Below are 14,246 nucleotides of genomic sequence, written 5' to 3'. Positions count from 1 at the left end.
GGTCAGGCGGGGTGGTCGAGGATGGCGCTGAAGCGCTCCTCGGCCAGGTCCAGCTGGGCGAGGATGTGCTGCTTGACCGGTGGGGACAGTGGTGTGTCCGGGCGGGCCACCAGGTCGCGGAAGACCGGCACCAGCGGGCGGTACTTGGTGGCGGCGCGGGTCACCTTCGGCCCGACCGTGTGGATCACGCCCACGCCGTTGTCGGTGAAGTCGGACACCTTGATCACCCGCGCCCACGGCTCCCGCTCGAGGCTCGCCGCCACGTGCTCCCGGTACTGCTCGTCGCGGTCCCGGCCCGGGTCGTACGCCGGGTTGGTTACCGCCGCGACCAGCCGGGCGACCCGCGCGCCGAACCGGTCGGACAGCGCGGCGAGCGCCGCCGGGGTCGCCTCCGCTCCGGTGCCGGGGTCGAGCCCGGCCAGCTCGGCGGGGTGGTCCTCGACCGCGTCGTGCAGCAGACCCGCGACGATCACGTCCACGTCCCGCACCTGGTAGTGGTGCATCAGCCGGATCGCCACGCGTAGCAGGTGGTTGAGGTAGGGCTCGCGTACCCGCCGGTCGTCGCGGTGCAGGTCGGCGGCCAGGTCGAGCGCCTCGGTCAGCCGGTCGCGGGCGGCCTCGTCGAACGCCTCGATCTCCAGCCGGAACCGGGCCAGCAGGCCGGGCTCACCGTGGATCTCGGTGATCGCGTGCATCGGCATGGTGGCGAGGTAGGCGGGGAACTCCATGCGTCCCTTATAGCTGATCTTCGCTAGATCCGGCGCCCGCCGGGCCGCTCGCGTCGCCGGTGAGGCGCTTGACCAGGCGTACGCAGGTGCCCTCCGGCGTGCCGACGATGGTGGCCTCGTCCATCACCCGCGCCATGATCAGCCGTCCCCGGCCGCGGTCGCCGGTGTCGTCGCCGTCGGCCGCGCGCCAGCCGCCCCGGTCGCGTACCTCGATCTCCAGCCGGTCGCCGAGCAGCTCGGCCCGCAGCGTGGTGATGCCCTCCCGCGCGAAGCGGTAGCCGTGCTCGATGGCGTTGGCGCACGCCTCGCCGGTGGCGATGAGAACGGTGTCGACGTCCCACTCGCTCACGCCCTGGGCGTGCAGCCAGCCGCGCAGCCGTTCCCGTGTGGTGGCGAGCAGGGCCGGGTCGGCCGGCAGGTCGATGGTGAGAACCGGGCCGACGTCGCCGGATGCCCCACCCGTCACGTCCGGCCCTCCGTCCCGTGCCCGTCCCCGGACCTGGGCGCCCACTAGCGCTGTCACCGCCTGATTCTCACCCTGTTGTCCCCGGTGGCCGCCGGTTCATTCCCCCGGCGGCGGTGTCCGTCAAACGTGATCATTGCGCATCGGGGGCGGCGTGTCAGCCGGCGGGCCGGTGACGACGCCGGGCCGGCGCCCCCGGGGGGACGCCGGCCCGGTCGCCGGGTGGGCTCCGGCGGAGGTCAGAGCGGCAGCCGGCCGGCGCCGGCCCAGGCGTCCACGACGAACGGGACCAGCGGGGCCGGCAGCGGCCGGGCGGCGCGGAGCGTGGGCGTCCACCCGGCGTCGCCGCCGAGGTCGGGGTCGTGGGCGGCGTTGTACGCGGCGCGCAGGTCCACCGGCCGGGGCAGGCGGTCACCCTGCCGGACCCAGCTGCCCCGCTCGGTGAGCGCGGTGCCGCCCCAGTCGTACAGCAGGTCGGCCGGGGTGGTGTCGCCGGTGAGCGTGAAGAAGTTGTTCTCCGCGTACAGCGCGGACTGCACGCCGACGCCGAGGGCGTACGCGAAGCCGGGACCGCCGAGCCGGTAGTGGTTCTCGTGCACGTCGGCCTGGCCGAACCGCACCCGGGGCAGCCGTTGCAGCGTGCCGTCGAACAGGTTGTGCCGGACGGTGACGTTGAGCCGGCCCACGTCCGGGCCGACAGTGTTCGACGAGCCGATGAGCATCACCTTGTCCCGGCCGGTGAACCGGTTCCAGGAGGCGGTGACCAGGCTGGCGGTGTGCGTGACGTCCAGCGAGCCGTCGTGCACCTGCCAGGGCCGGCCGAAGTAGACGGGCTGCGCGCTGTCCGGGTTGTCGCCGTCGGTGAACGTGTTGTGGTCGATCCAGACGTGCTCGCTGCGCCGGACCGAGATCTGGTCGTACTGGGAGTTCCAGTTGCCGGTGTCGCCGTCGGTCGGGGACCAGGCCGGGAAGCAGTCCCGGGCGTCGGCGAACTCGATGTTGCGCACGATCACGTTGTCCACCCTGTCGATCATCAGCGTCAGGCCGGTGAGCCGGGCGCCGCGCAGCCCGACGATCGTGGTGTTCGAGCCGACGTTGATCTGGGTCTGCCGGGTCTGGGCGGCCACCGACCGCACGCGTGCGGCCTCCAGCGGCCCGCTCGGGTTCACCCGGCCCCAGGTCGCCGGGTCGTACGCGGCCAGGTAGGCGGGCAGCGAGTACTCCGGGTCGGCCAGGTCCGCGCAGTCCAGCGGGGTGCCGTCCGGGCCCTCGAAACCGTCGACGGTTCCGGCCACGTACACGATCTTGGGGCTGGCGTCGGCGGCGTTCGTGGCGTTGTCGCCGCCGAGCGCGGCGACCAGCTCGGCCCGGGTACGCACGACGCGTACCCGGTCCGGCGCGGCGGCCGACCCGCCGGTGGTGCCGGTGCCCGCGGCGGCCCAGCCGTCGTTCGCCGGGAGGGTCTGGCGGCCGAGCAGTTCGGCGGCCCGGGACGGACCGCCGGGTGCGGCCGGCGCGGGCGCGGCGGTGGTGAGGACGAGCGCGGCGGTCAGCGCCGCGACGAATGCGGTTCGGGTACGCATGACTCGTTCCGTTCTCTCGGGGACATTCACTGCGCGGGCAGGTCCACCACGTACGGCGGGAGCGCCCACGGCACGCCCGCCTCGGACGGCAGCGCGCCGGTCTCCGCGGCGGTCCGCAGCACCGCGCCGACGCCCCGCACCATCCGCACCCGCTGCGGGCCGTCGCCCGCCTCGCGCACCAGGTCCCCGTCGAGCAGCGCCGGAACGGGTGCGTCCCGCAGCGCGTCCAGCACCGCGGTGAACGGCTCGGTACGCGCCAGCGGCGCGATCAGCGGCGTGCCGTCCGCGCGGTGGTCGAGCAGGTTCGCCAGCAGCCCTCGGCGGCCGGGCACCGGGCGGAGCGCGTTGTCGCCGGGTAGGCGTAGCCGGTCGGTCGGGTACTCCAGCACTGCCCGCCCTCGCTCGCCGGTGACCAGCACCTCCCCGGCGACGTGTTCCTCGGCGGCGAGGGTGAGCGCGGCCAGCACCGGTGGTCCGGCGTGCGGGGTCAGCCGCAGCACTGCGGTGTCGTCGACCTCGATCGGGCGGACCCGGTAGCGCTCGACCTCGATCCGGGCCGGGCGTACCGGCGCGCCGGTGACGGATTCGGCGACGGCGAGGCACTGCATCAGCGCGTGCGCGAGCGGGTTCGCCAGCGCGCCGTCCAGCGCCGGGCGGCCGTCGACCGACCGCCGCCCGGCCCAGGGGGAGCGGGCGTAGTAGGCGTCCGGGCGTTGCCAGGCGGCCAGCGTGGCGATGCCGGTGACCGGGGCGAGCCGCCCGAGCGCGCCGGTCAGTTCGGTGAGCGCGGCCGAGCCGAGCGCCTGGAAGTTGACCTGCACGGCGCGGCCGGCGACGTCCGCGGCGGCGGCGAGCGCCCGGTGTTCGGCGAGGTCGAGCACCGGCGGCTTCTCCAGCAGCAGGTCCGCGCCCGCGGCAAGGGAGTCGATCGCGATCGGCAGGTGGGTGTGCGGCGGCGTGCAGACCACCACCACGTCGGGGCGGGCGGCGGCGAGCATGGTCCGGTGGTCGGTGAACACGCCGGCCTCCGGTGGGACCGGCGCGGCCGGTTCGGCCTCCAGCGGGCGTACGTCGACCAGCGCGACCAGGCGCGCACGCCCGGCGGCGTGCAGTTCCGCGATGGCCCGGCGGTGCCAGCGGCCGTGCCCGTTCGCCCCGATCAGCGCCACCCGCGGCGGGTCGTTGCCGCGCACCGGCGACCCCTGGCGGGTCGCTGCCCACCCGCTGGTCACCGGGCGTCCGCCAGGGTCGCCCGGACGCCGTGCCGTTCCAGCGCGGTGAGCCAGCCGGTCACGTCGGCGCGGAACTCGTCGTCGTCGGCCAGGTCGGCCGGGAACACCTCGCGCAGCGCGAAGACCGCGTCGACCACCCCGGCCGGGGTGTGCGCTCCGGCGGCCAGCGCGGCGCGCAGCCGGTCGGCGAGCGGGTCGTCCAGCGGCAGCGGCCGGCCGTCGTCGGCGTACCCGAGCAGGAACCGCAGCCACGCGGCCACCACGAGCGCGCTCCACCGCGCCGACCGGCCGGCGGCCCGCAGGTCGGCGACGGTGTGCAGCACCCGCTGCGGCAGCTTCTGCGAGCCGTCCATCGCGACCTGCGTCGTCCGGTACCGGATCGCCGGGTTGGCGAAACGGGCGAGTACCTGCTCGCCGTAGTCGGCCACGTCCGCGCCGGGCGGCGGGGTGAAGCTCGGCGCGATCTCCTCGGCGAGCAGCCGCCGCAGCACCGCGTCCAGGTGCGGCAGCGTCAGCGCCTCGGCCACCGTCTCCGCGCCGGCCAGCGCCCCCAGGTACGCGGTGGCGGAGTGCACGCCGTTGAGTGCCCGCAGTTTCAGCCGCTCCCACGGGCCGGCGTCGTCGGTGAGCACCGCGCCGGAGCGTTCCCAGGCCGGTCGCCCGCCGGGGAAGTCGTCCTCGATCACCCACTGCGACCACGGTTCGGCGGCGACCGCCGCCAGGTCGGTCACGCCGAGCGCCCGCCGGGCGGCGTCCCGGGTCTCGTCGGTGCTGGCCGGCACGATCCGGTCCACCATGGTGCCGGGGCAGGTGACGGCCGTGAGCACCCGCTCGGCTGTGGCGTCCGGCACCCGGGCCAGCGCGAGGCACTGCTCCACCAGCCCGCGCAGTCGCCGCCCGTTGGCGGGCAGGTTGTCGCAGCTCACCAGCGCCAGCGGCCCGGCGTCGGCGGCGGCGCGGGCGAGCAGCCCGCGGACCAGCAGGCCCGGCACGGTACGCGGGGGACGGCCGGTGGTCAGGTCGGCGGTCAGGTCCGCGTCCACTGTGAGCGCGGCGGTCACCGGGTCCAGCCGGTACGCCTTCTCGGTCACCGTCAGCGTGACCACCCGGATCGCCGGGTCGGCGAGCAGGCCGACCACCGCGTCCGGGTCGCTCGCGGCGTGCCGTACCCCGGCGAGCGCGCCGACCACCCGCGTGGCCGCGCCTTCGGCGGCGAGCGTGGTGACGCTGAACAGGCAGTCCTGCGCGTCGAGGGCCTCGACCACGTCGGTGCTGCGCGGCGCGACGCCGATGATGCCCCAGTCGCCGCCGGCCGCGCCGACCGCCGCCTCGGTGTGCACGGCCTGGTGGGCGCGGTGGAACGCGCCGAGGCCGAGGTGGACGATGCCGGCCGGCACGGTGCCGGGGCGCACCAGCGGCCGGGACTCCGGCGGCAGGTGGCGCAGCGTGGCCAGGCCGAGCCGGTCGGGGGTCAGCGCCATGCCGGTCCCTCCGGGAAGCGGAACTCCGCGATCGACTCCGGGCGCATGGTGGCGCTGTAGCCGGGCGCTGTGGGCAGCAGGTAGCGCCCGCCCCGGGTGCGGACCGGGTCGGTGAAGTGTTCGTGCAGGTGGTCGACGTACTCGACCATGCGGCCGTCCAGGCTCGTGCCGACCCGCAGGTAGTCGAAGATCGCGAGGTGCTGCACGTACTCGCACAGGCCGACGCCGCCGGCGTGCGGGCACACCGGCACGCCGAACTTCGCGGCCAGCAGCAGTTCGGCGAGCACCTCGTCCACCCCGCCGACCCGGCAGGCGTCGACCTGCATGACGCCGATCGCCTCGGCCTGGAGCAGCTGCTTGAAGATCACCTTGTTGGCGGCGACCTCGCCGGTGGCGACCCGGCAGCGGCCGCCGGTCAGCTCGGTGACCGCGCGGGCGATCCGGGCGTGCCCGAGGACGTCGTCGGCGTGCGTGGGCTCCTCGATCCAGTACGGGTCCACCTCGGCGAGCACGCCCATCGCGGCGATCGCCTCGTCCACGTCCCACACCTGGTTGGCGTCCATCATGAGCAGCGCGTCCGGGCCGATCTCGGCCCGGATGATCCGGGCCCGCCGCAGGTCGTCCTCGATCCGCCCGCCGACCTTCATCTTCATCGCGCGCCACCCCTGCGCGTACGCGTCGCGGGTCAGCGCGCGCACCTGCTCGTCCGGGTAGCCGAGCCAGCCCACCGACGTGGTGTACGAGGGGAACCCGTCGCGTTCCAGCGCGGCGAGCCGGTCGGTGAGCCCGTCGCGTCCCTTGTCCAGGATGGCCGCCGCCTCGTCGGGGGTGAGCGCGTCGGTGATGTGGTGGAAGTCGACTGTCGCGACCAGTTCGTCGGTGGGCGCCTCGGCGAGGAACCGCCACATCGGCTTGCCGGCGAGCTTGGCGCGCAGGTCCCACACGGCGTTGACGAGCGCGCCGGTGGCCATGTGGATCACGCCCTTCTCCGGGCCGAGCCAGCGCAGTTGCACGTCGGCGGTGAGCGAGCGCCAGAACGCCACGGGTTCGGCGGCGATCTCGGCGACGGTGCGCCCCCGGACGTGGTGGGCGAGTGCGCGGACCGCCGCGCAGGTGATCTCGTTGCCCCGGCCGTTGGTGAACGTGAACCCGGTGCCGGTCGGTCCGCCGTCGGTGGTCAGCTCCACGTACGTGGCCGAGTAGTCGCCCCTGTTGATCGCGTCCGAGCCGTCGCCGCTGGCGGCGGTGGGGAAGCGCACGTCGTGCACCTCGACGTCGACGATTGTGGTCATGCGGGCCCACCTCCGAACTTGAAGACCTGCTTCGGCAGCCGGTACGCCAGGTCGACGATGGTCTCGGCGGCCTCGTCCTCGGTCAGCCGGTGCTCGGCGACGAGGCGGGCGAGGAATCCGGCGTCGACCCGGCGGGCCACGTCGTGGCGTACCGGGATGGAACAGAACGCGCGGGTGTCGTCGACGAACCCGGCGGTGTTGTAGAAGCCCGCGGTCTCGGTGACCGCCTCGCGGAACCGGCGCAGCACCTCGGGGGAGTCCAGGAACCACCAGGGCGCGCCGAGGCGCAGCGCCGCGTACCCGCCGGCGAGCGGGGCGAGTTCCCTGGTGAATGTGTCCTCGTCGAGCGTGTAGAGCACCACTGTGAGCCGGGGGTCGTTGCCGTGCGCGTCGAGCAGCGGCGCGAGGCCGTGCACGTACTCGGTGGCCTGCGGCACGTCGCCGCCCACGTCGCGGCCGTGTCGGGCGTGCAGCCAGCGGTTGTGGTTGCGGACCGCGCCGGGGTGCAGCTGCATGACCAGGCCGTCGTCGAGCGACATCCGGGCGAACTCCAGCAGCATGTGCGCCCGGAACGCCTCGGCGTCGGCGGCGTCGGCCAGGCCGCGCCGGCCCTTGTCGTACAGCGCCGCGGCCTGCGCGGGACTGAGATCGAGGGTACGGGCGGTGGGGTGCCCGTGGTCGGACGAGGTGGCCCCGGCGGCGGCGAACGCCTCCCGCCGTGCCCGCAGCGCGGCGAGGTATCCGGCGTACGTGCCGGTGTCCTCGCCGGAGACCTCGGCGAGCCGGTCCACGTTCGCGGCCCAGTTGTCGAACTCCATGTCCACCACGTCGTCGGGGCGGAACGTGGTGACCACCCGGCCGCCCGGCCCGCCCCAGCCGTCGGCGGCGAGCTTGGCGTGCCGGCCCAGGTCGTCCAGCGGTGACTCGGTGGTGGCGAGCACCTCGATGCCGAAGCGTTCGAACAGCGCCCGGGGCCGGAAGCCCGGCTCGGCCAGGCGCGCGGCGAGCGCGTCGTAGACGGCGTCGGCGGTGGCCGGGCTCAGCGGCGTGTCGACGCCGAACACGTGCCGGAACGTCTGCTCCAGCCACAGTCGCGACGGGGTGCCGCGGAACAGGTGCCAGTGCGCGGCGAAGCGCCGCCAGATGGTCCGCCCGTCGGTCTCCACCGGGCTGCCGTCGACGCTCGGCACGCCCAGGTCGGCCGGGGGTACGCCCTGGCTGAGCAGCATCCGGGTCAGGTAGTGGTCGGGCACGATGAGCAGCCGGGCCGGGTCGGGGAACGGCTGGTCCTCGGCCAGCAGCCCGGGGTCGACGTGCCCGTGCGGGGAGATGAGCGGCTGCTCGGCGGCGAGCGCGTACAGCTCGCGGGCCAGGGCGCGCAGCCCGGGCTCGGCGGGCAGCAGCAGGTCGCCGCGGGGGATGATCGGCACAGCGAGGGCTCCTCGGTCAGGGCAGGGTGAGCAGGTCGGCGACCCGGACGGGCGCGCCGGTCTCCAGCGAGCGGTTGGCGGCCAGGCCGGTGAGCAGGGCGAGTGCGCCGTCGCGGGCGGTGGCCGCCCGGCCGAGCGGGTCGGGTTCGCCGCCGAGCAGCACCCGGGTCATCCGGGCATCCGCGCCGCCGTGTCCGCGCCGGGTCCAGCCCTCGACCGGGATCTCCTGCGGCGGCGCCCAGAACGGGCGCAGCGTGAGCCGGGCCGCGCCCTGCTCGACGGCGGCCTCGTCGCCGTGCAGCGCCGCGCCCTTGAGTGCGCCGGCGACGGACGGGCTGACGTGGTCGCTCTCGGTCACCTCCAGTTCGAGGCGGCCCCGGCTGCCGTTGACCATGACCCGGTAGCCCTCCCAGGGGGCGTACGCGGTGAGGTGGTAGGTCATCGTGGCGCCGGTGTCGTAGCGGGCCAGCACCGCGAGGTCGTCCTCGATGGTCACGCCGGGGGCGAAGACGTTGCGGTCGCGGTGGTAGCCGTCCTCGGCCTCGGCGTCGAGGTACAGCTCGCGCAGCCTCGGGTGGTCGGCCAGGCGCAGCGCGAACGGGTCGCCGTCGGCGGCGGGGGAACCGTGCGCCCGGTCGTAGTCGCGGGCGTAGCCGTGCCGGCGGCCGTCCGCGCCGTAGAAGAACAACCGGCCGTACGCGTGCACGTCGACCGGACGGGCGTCCAGCCACCAGTTGACCAGGTCGAAGTGATGGCCGGACTTGTGTACGAGCAGCCCGCCGGAGACGGACTTGTCGCGGTGCCAGCGGCGGAAGTAGTCGGCGCCGTGGCGCACGTCGAGCAGCCACTCGAAGTGCACCGACCCGATCTCGCCCACCGCGCCGTCGGCCAGCAGCCGCCGGACCTGCTCGTGCAGCGGGTTGTAGCGGTAGTTGAACGCGACAGTCACGCGCCGGCCGGTCTCGGCGACCGCGTCCAGGATGCGGCGGCAGCGCTGCGCGTCCACGGTCATCGGCTTCTCCACGACCACGTCGCAGCCGGCGCGCAACGCCGCCGTCACGTACTCGTCGTGGGTGGCGTCCACGCTGGTCACCAGCGCCACGTCGACCCGCTCCTTGGCGAGCATGGCCGCGAAGTCACCGGCGGCGTACGTGGGCACCGGCCGGTGGCCCAGCTCGGCCAGCCAGCGGTTGTGCGCGTCCATCCTCCGCTGGTTGACGTCGGCGAACGCGACCAGCTCGGCGGTGTCGGCGTGGTCGAGCGCGAGGGCGCGGACGAACATCTCGGCGCGCGCTCCGGCACCCACCAGGGCGTGGCGGACCCGTTCCCGGGCCGGTGGTGACATGACGTCGGCCTCCCTGGCAGTCGGCTGCAAAGGTTTGCAGCCGAAGAAACCACGACGGTGGATGCGTCGTCAACGGATGGCGGCCAAGCCGCCCTATCCATCCGCATTGATGAGGTTTCGCGCGCCCACCGGGACCGTCGCCGCAATCGAGCCGCAACAATGGACCGTTGACACGAGCGCAACCGTTTGCATTAATGGGCGGCACCCGTGACCCCCACCACATCGGACGAGGGAGCCCGCCGTGCCAGCCACCATCCGGGACGTCGCCCGCGCCTCCGGTGTGCACATCTCCACCGTGTCCCGGACGTTCTCGGCCCCGCACCTGGTCAACCCGGAGACCCGGGTCCGGGTGCTGGCCTGCGCGGAGGACCTCGGCTACCGGCCCAACCGGGCCGCCCGGGCCCTCATCACCGGCCGTACGCACAACATCGGCCTGATCGTGGCCGACATCGCCAACCCGTTCTTCCCGCCACTGATCAAGGCGGCGGAGGGGCAGGCCCGGCACCGCGACTACCACGTGTTCGTGGCCGACACCAACGAGGACCCGGTCGCCGAGGAGGACCTGGTCCACGCCCTGGCCAAGCAGGTCGACGGCGTGCTGCTGTGCAGCCCCCGGATGAGCAACAGCCTGATCGAGCAGGTCAGCCGCGAGGTCCCGGTGGTGGTGATAAACCGCCAGGTCGCCGGCCTGCCCTGCGTGATGATGGACGTCGGGCAGGGCGCCCGGGCCGCGATCGAGCACCTGCTCGGGCTCGGCCACCGCCGGATCGCGCTGCTCGGCGGCCCGCGCGGCTCCTGGACCGCCCGGGAGATGCGCCGCGCCGCGACCGCCGCCGCCCGGGGCGGGGGAGCGGACCTCACCGTCCTCGGACCCAACCAGCCCACCGAGACCGGCGGCGGCGCCCTGGCCGAGCAGGTACGCCGCAGCGGCGTCACCGCCGCGCTCGCCTACAACGACCTGATGGCGATCGGCCTGATCGAAGGGCTGGACGCGCTCGGGGCGCGGGTGCCGCACGACGTGAGCGTCGTCGGCGTCGACGACATCGCGCTGAGCCGGCTCACCCGCCCCAAGTTGACGACGGTGGCCACGCCGACCGCGGCCGCCGGCCGGACGGCCGTCGACATGCTGCTGCAACTCGACTCCGACGCGCCACGGGGCGCCCGGGGCCGGGGCGCGGCGGCCGGCGACCGTCGCACCACCGCACAGGTAATGCTCCAGACCGAACTGGTCGTCCGCGACTCGACCGGGCCCGTCCCCGCGCCCGGCCGGGACGGCACCGGGGCCTGAGCAGGTGGCCCGGGCCCGCACAGCACTGCGGACCCGGGCGGCCCGTGGACGGCCGCCGGTGACGTCGTCGCCTCCCACAGCCGAGGAGTGAGCGCAGATGCACCCCGCAACGTCCCCCACCGCCGGCGTACCCGCCGGGCGGCATCACCGTACCCCCCTGACCCGACGCCGACTCGTCCGCGGCCTGGCCGTCGTCGCGCTCGCCGTGCCGCTCGCCCTGGGCGCGGCCGGCTGCGGGGACGACTCCGCCGGCGGCGACGGCGGCCCGGTCAAACTCTCCGTCTTCTGGTGGGGCGGCGAGGCCCGGGCTAAGCTCACCGAGGACGCACTGGCCCTCTACACCAAGAAGCACCCCGACGTGACGTTCGAGAAGACCTGGCAGGCCAACCAGGGCTACTTCGACAAGCTCGCCACGCTGACCGCCGGCGGCAACCCGCCCGACCTGTTCCAGATCGACGACAACTACCTGGCCGAGTACGCCGGCCGCAGCACGACGCTCGACCTGGGCAGCTACCGCGACTCCGGCAAGCTCGACGTGTCGAAGTTCCCCAAGAGCCTGCTGGAGTACGGCGTGGTCGACGGCAAGCTCGCCGGGATCGCCGCCGGGGAGAACACCCAGGGCCTGGTCTACAACAAGACGCTGCTGACCAGGAACGGGCTGCCCGAGCCGACCACCGGGATGACCTGGGAGGAGCACATCGCCTGGGCCGAGCAGGTGGCGAAGAAGACGAAGGTGCCCGGCACCCAGGACCCGAGCGCCGACTACAAGGCGTTCTGGGTGTGGCTGCGCCAGCAGGGCAAGGACCTGTACAACGGCAAGGAACTCGGCTTCACCGCCGAGGACGTGACCAAGTGGTTCGAGCTGTGGAAGGGCGCGCGGGACCGGGGCGCCACCCCGACGCCCGACGTCATCCACGAGGGCAACTCCAGCGACATCACCAAGCAACTGGTGGTCACCGGCAAGTCCGCCACCTCCTGGGTGTGGGTCAACCAGATGCCGGACCTGAAGAAGAACACCAAGGACGAACTGGGCGTGGTCGCGTACCCGGGTGACCCGAGCGCGCAGTGGGCGCGGGCCTCGATGTACTGGTCGGTGTTCAAGGGCAGCAAGCACAAGGACGTCGCCGTCGATGTGATCAACTTCCTGAACAACGACCCGGAGGCGGTGGCGCTGCTCGGCACCGACCGCGGTCTGCCGTCCAACATGGATCTGCGCGCCAAGGTCAGCGAGACCGCCACCGACCCGGCCATGAAGCAGTCCATCCAGGTCGAGTCCGACCTGGCGCAGAAGTTCGGCGCCTCGCCCCAGGTACCGATCAAGGGGCACAGCAAGGTCAAGTCCGAGCTGGTCAAGGCCGCCGAGAACGCCCAGTACGGCCGCGCCACCCCGGCCCAGGCGGCGGAGCAGTTCGTCACCGCCTGCAAGTCCGCGATCGCCTGACCCCACGAAAGGACCGGTCCCGTGGCTCTCACCACGGCGCCCGGCCGGACCCCTCGCACCGGACCGGCCGGCCCTCGCCCCACGCGGCGTCGGGCCGGCCGGGCCCGGCTCGGCGAGGGCCTGGCTGGGTACGTCTTCCTCTCGCCCTGGCTCATCGGACTGATGGGCGTCACGGCGATCCCCATGCTGCTCTCGCTCTGGCTGAGCTTCACCGACTACGACATCCTCACGCCGCTGTCCGAGGTGCGGTGGGTGGGGCTGGACAACTACGAGCGGATGTTCACCGCCGACCCGTCGTACTGGCACGCGGTGCGGGTCACGCTGACGTTCGCGTTGATCGCGGTGCCGCTGAAGCTGGCCGCCGCGCTCGGCGTGGCGCTGCTGCTCAACCGGGCCTGGCGCGGTGTCGGGCTGTTCCGCAGCCTGTTCTACCTGCCGTCGCTGCTCGGCGGCAGCGTCGCGCTGGCCATCGTCTGGGTCAACATGTTCAACCGGGACGGTGCGTTCAACTCGTTTCTCGCCCTGTTCGGCGTCGAGGGGCTGCCCTGGGTCAGCGACCCGGACTGGGCACTGGAGACGCTGATGGTGCTGGCGATCTGGCAGTTCGGCGCACCCATGGTGATCTTCCTGGCCGGGCTCAAGCAGGTGCCCACCGAGCTGTACGAGGCGGCGGCGGTGGACGGCGCCGGGGCGTGGCGGCGCTTCCGCGCGGTCACCCTGCCCATGCTCTCCCCGGTGATCTTCTTCAACCTGGTGCTGGAGACCATCAACGGCTTCCAGGGCTTCACCGCCGCGTTCGTGCTCAGCAACGGCACCGGCGGCCCGGTCGACTCCACCCTCATGTACACGCTGAAGCTCTACATCTCCGGCTTCACCGACCTGGAGATGGGCTACGCGTCGGCGATGGCGTGGGTGTTCCTGGTGGCGATCGGCGTGGTCACCGCCGTCTTCTTCAGCACCGGCCGGTTCTGGGTGCACTACTCGGACGGAGACGACGCGTGAGCGCGAGGAGTGAGCCGGTTCTGCGAGCCCCGCAGTCGCGAACAAAGGAGGCGCTATGACCGCGCTCACTGTCGCGCGCCGCCGGCCGGGCAGCGGCCGGAACGTCCTGCGGCTCGTCGTGCTCGTGGCGATCGTCGCGGTGGTGCTCTACCCGCTGTTCTGGATGCTCGGCACCTCGGTCAAGTCGCAGGCCGAGATCGCCAACAACGTCGGTCTGCTGCCGGAACGGTTCACCCCCGGCAACTACCTCGACGGCTGGACCAACTTCGACATCAGCTTCGGCCGGTTCTTCCTCAACAGCGCGCTGGTCAGCGGGCTCACAGTCGTCGGCAACGCGCTGTCCTGCCTGCTCGCCGCGTACGCCCTGGGCCGACTGCGGTTCCGGCTGCGCAAGCTCTGGTTCACCGTCATGATCGGCACGCTGCTGCTACCCGGGCACGTGCTGATCGTGCCGCAGTACATCCTGTTCCGCAGCCTCGGCCTGGTCGGCGGCGACTGGCCGTACCTGCCGCTGCTGGTGCCGCAGTTCCTGGCCACCGAGGCGTTCTTCGTCTTCCTCATGGTGCAGTTCATGCGCGGCATCCCGCGCGAGCTGGACGAGGCGGCCACCATCGACGGCGCGTCCCCGTACGGCGTGTTCCGGCACGTCATCCTGCCGCTGAGCCGGCCGGCGCTGGTCACCACGGCGATCTTCTCGTTCATCTGGACCTGGAACGACTTCTTCCGGCAGCTGGTGTTCCTGTCCAGCCTGGAGGACTACACGGTCCCGGTGGCGCTGACCCTGTTCATCGACTCGACCAGCCAGAGCGCCGTCGGCCCGATGTTCGCCATGTCGGTGCTGTCGCTGCTGCCGGTGTTCCTGTTCTTCCTCGCCTTCCAGCGGATGCTCGTCGAGGGCATCAACACCAGCGGGCTGAAGGGATGACCGCCGTGCCTGCCCCCACCGACGCCGTACCCGCCC

12 protein-coding genes are annotated in these 14,246 nt (G+C 73.3%); 4 read left to right on the top strand and 8 right to left on the bottom strand.

What is annotated here, in order from left to right; genetic code table 11:
• Window positions 1-2: 2 nt before the first annotated feature.
• The 8 genes from EAD96_RS25800 to EAD96_RS25765 form a co-directional block, all read right to left on the bottom strand.
• The gene (locus tag EAD96_RS25800) at window positions 3-728 is read right to left on the bottom strand and encodes an HD domain-containing protein (RefSeq protein WP_121686087.1); all 726 of its coding nucleotides are present in this window, start codon (window positions 726-728) and stop codon (window positions 3-5) included.
• 7 nt (window positions 729-735) lie between these two features.
• A complete protein-coding gene (locus EAD96_RS25795; protein WP_121686086.1) occupies window positions 736-1,194 on the bottom strand; it encodes an ATP-binding protein in 459 nt (152 codons plus the stop codon).
• A 236-nt stretch (window positions 1,195-1,430) separates the two neighbouring features.
• Window positions 1,431-2,774: a polysaccharide lyase family 1 protein gene (locus tag EAD96_RS25790; protein WP_121686085.1), complete on the bottom strand. Its 1,344-nt coding sequence runs from the start codon at window positions 2,772-2,774 to the stop codon at window positions 1,431-1,433.
• A gap of 26 nt (window positions 2,775-2,800) precedes the next feature.
• Window positions 2,801-4,006 carry a Gfo/Idh/MocA family protein gene (locus EAD96_RS25785; protein ID WP_121686084.1) on the bottom strand — a complete coding sequence of 402 codons (1,206 nt, stop codon included), beginning with the start codon at window positions 4,004-4,006 and terminating at the stop codon, window positions 2,801-2,803.
• Window positions 4,003-5,487, bottom strand: a complete 1,485-nt coding sequence (locus tag EAD96_RS25780; protein WP_121686083.1) for a mannitol dehydrogenase family protein — start codon at window positions 5,485-5,487, stop codon at window positions 4,003-4,005. The genes EAD96_RS25785 and EAD96_RS25780 overlap by 4 nt, the downstream gene beginning before the upstream one ends.
• Window positions 5,478-6,779 carry an enolase C-terminal domain-like protein gene (locus EAD96_RS25775; protein ID WP_013286700.1) on the bottom strand — a complete coding sequence of 434 codons (1,302 nt, stop codon included), beginning with the start codon at window positions 6,777-6,779 and terminating at the stop codon, window positions 5,478-5,480. The genes EAD96_RS25780 and EAD96_RS25775 overlap by 10 nt, the downstream gene beginning before the upstream one ends.
• The gene (uxaC, locus tag EAD96_RS25770; protein ID WP_121686082.1) at window positions 6,776-8,209 is read right to left on the bottom strand and encodes a glucuronate isomerase; all 1,434 of its coding nucleotides are present in this window, start codon (window positions 8,207-8,209) and stop codon (window positions 6,776-6,778) included. The genes EAD96_RS25775 and uxaC overlap by 4 nt, the downstream gene beginning before the upstream one ends.
• 16 nt (window positions 8,210-8,225) lie before the next feature.
• Window positions 8,226-9,554 carry a Gfo/Idh/MocA family protein gene (locus tag EAD96_RS25765; protein ID WP_121686081.1) on the bottom strand — a complete coding sequence of 443 codons (1,329 nt, stop codon included), beginning with the start codon at window positions 9,552-9,554 and terminating at the stop codon, window positions 8,226-8,228.
• 241 nt (window positions 9,555-9,795) lie between these two features.
• Here EAD96_RS25765 and EAD96_RS25760 point away from each other — a divergent pair, with 241 nt between their 5' ends.
• The 4 genes from EAD96_RS25760 (at window position 9,796) to EAD96_RS25745 (ending at window position 14,210) form a co-directional block, all read left to right on the top strand.
• Entirely contained in the window at window positions 9,796-10,842 is a 1,047-nt protein-coding gene (locus EAD96_RS25760) for a LacI family DNA-binding transcriptional regulator (RefSeq protein WP_121686080.1), read from the top strand.
• 97 nt (window positions 10,843-10,939) lie between these two features.
• A complete protein-coding gene (locus EAD96_RS25755) occupies window positions 10,940-12,283 on the top strand; it encodes an ABC transporter substrate-binding protein (RefSeq protein ID WP_121686079.1) in 1,344 nt (447 codons plus the stop codon).
• Window positions 12,284-12,304: 21 nt separating this feature from the next.
• Entirely contained in the window at window positions 12,305-13,285 is a 981-nt protein-coding gene (locus EAD96_RS25750) for a carbohydrate ABC transporter permease (protein ID WP_121686078.1), read from the top strand.
• A gap of 55 nt (window positions 13,286-13,340) precedes the next feature.
• Window positions 13,341-14,210, top strand: coding sequence for a carbohydrate ABC transporter permease (locus EAD96_RS25745; RefSeq protein ID WP_120569591.1), 870 nt, complete (start codon window positions 13,341-13,343; stop codon window positions 14,208-14,210).
• The last annotated feature ends 36 nt before the right edge of the window (window positions 14,211-14,246 follow it).

Origin of the sequence: Micromonospora sp. BL1 (genome assembly GCF_003667485.1) — a bacterium.
Classification (GTDB): Bacteria; Actinomycetota; Actinomycetes; order Mycobacteriales; family Micromonosporaceae; genus Micromonospora; species Micromonospora tulbaghiae.
Note: the sequence above shows the minus strand (reverse complement) of the source record. Positions and strands in the feature narration are given on the sequence as shown.

What these genes read in the sequence shown, in the direction of transcription:
- EAD96_RS25800 (WP_121686087.1), bottom strand. Translation starts at nt 728, where the DNA reads ATGGAGTTCCCCGCCTACCTCGCCACCATGCCGATGCACGCGATCACC.
- EAD96_RS25790 (WP_121686085.1), bottom strand. Translation starts at nt 2,774, where the DNA reads ATGCGTACCCGAACCGCATTCGTCGCGGCGCTGACCGCCGCGCTCGTC.
- EAD96_RS25780 (WP_121686083.1), bottom strand. Translation starts at nt 5,487, where the DNA reads ATGGCGCTGACCCCCGACCGGCTCGGCCTGGCCACGCTGCGCCACCTG.
- EAD96_RS25775 (WP_013286700.1), bottom strand. Translation starts at nt 6,779, where the DNA reads ATGACCACAATCGTCGACGTCGAGGTGCACGACGTGCGCTTCCCCACC.
- EAD96_RS25765 (WP_121686081.1), bottom strand. Translation starts at nt 9,554, where the DNA reads ATGTCACCACCGGCCCGGGAACGGGTCCGCCACGCCCTGGTGGGTGCC.
- EAD96_RS25755 (WP_121686079.1), top strand. Translation starts at nt 10,940, where the DNA reads ATGCACCCCGCAACGTCCCCCACCGCCGGCGTACCCGCCGGGCGGCAT.
- EAD96_RS25745 (WP_120569591.1), top strand. Translation starts at nt 13,341, where the DNA reads ATGACCGCGCTCACTGTCGCGCGCCGCCGGCCGGGCAGCGGCCGGAAC.